The following is a 1,078-nucleotide window of genomic DNA, read 5'->3' on the forward strand; positions in this document are numbered from 1 at the left end:
TGGGTTAAAGAATTTAGAGAAAAAGGCATAGAAGGACTGAAAGCAAAAAAGAGAGGAAGACCTTCAAATATGCCAAACACAGATAAAAATAAAAAACTAAAAAACAAAAGTAATAAAACAAAAGAAGAATTGAGTGAATTAGAAAAACTAAGAGAAGAAAACTACTATCTTCAAATGGAAGTAGAAATTCTAAAAAAAAAGATTCAATTCTCTCAGATGACAGAACCAGAAATAGACGAATATCTAAGATCGTTAAATCACTAAGAGATAGATTCAAACTAAAAGATCTTTTAGAATACTTCAACTTCCCAAAATCAAGCTACATGTATTGGCAAGAAAGATTGGATAATACAAATAAAGATGAAGAAGTAGAGAAGAATATACTAGAGATTAGAAAAGACAATCCAAACTATGGATACAGAAGAATAACAGCAATGCTAAGAAAACAAGGACTACTAATAAATAAAAAGAAAGTTCAAAGACTAATACAAAAACTAAAACTTCAAGTAACAAACTTCTCAAGAAAAACAAGAAAATACTCCTCATACAAAGGAACAATAGGAAGAGTAGCAGACAACAAAATAAATAGAAACTTTAAAGTAGAAAAAGCCAACACATATATAACAACAGACACAACAGAATTCAAATACCTAGAAAAAGATAAAAATGGAAACTATCAAGTAAAAAAACTTTACCTAAATCCCTACCTAGATATGTATAACAGTGAAATAATATCCTATGAAATATCAAAACAACCAACACTAGAGCCAATACTAAAAGCCTTAGACAAAGCAATAGAAATAACTAGTATAAATAAAGAAGAGAGAATCTTTCATTCAGACCAAGGATGGGCTTATCAAATAAAACAATACACATCAAAGCTTGAAGCTGAAGGAATAACCCAATCAATGTCAAGAAGGGGCAATTGCCTAGATAACTCCCCAATGGAAAACTTCTTTGGGATATTAAAACAAGAAATATATTATGGCAAAAAATTCTACTCATACGAAGAATTAAAAGAAACAATAGAAGAATATATCGAATATTACAATAAAGATAGAATAAAAGAAAAATTAGG

The 1,078-nt window shown here is 28.8% G+C and carries 1 protein-coding gene and 1 pseudogene; both read left to right on the plus strand.

The window, feature by feature from the left end; translation table 11 throughout:
* Positions 1 to 264: pseudogene (locus tag WMO19_RS09780) on the plus strand (helix-turn-helix domain-containing protein); the annotation flags it as partial.
* Positions 249 to 1,078, plus strand: an 830-nt coding sequence (locus tag WMO19_RS09785; protein ID WP_349171675.1) for an IS3 family transposase, incomplete at its 3' end; no start/stop codon positions are given. The pseudogene WMO19_RS09780 and the gene WMO19_RS09785, both read left to right, overlap by 16 nt.

Source organism: Peptoniphilus hominis (ex Hitch et al. 2025) (assembly GCF_040096015.1).
GTDB classification, from domain to species: Bacteria; Bacillota; Clostridia; order Tissierellales; family Peptoniphilaceae; genus Peptoniphilus_A; species Peptoniphilus_A hominis.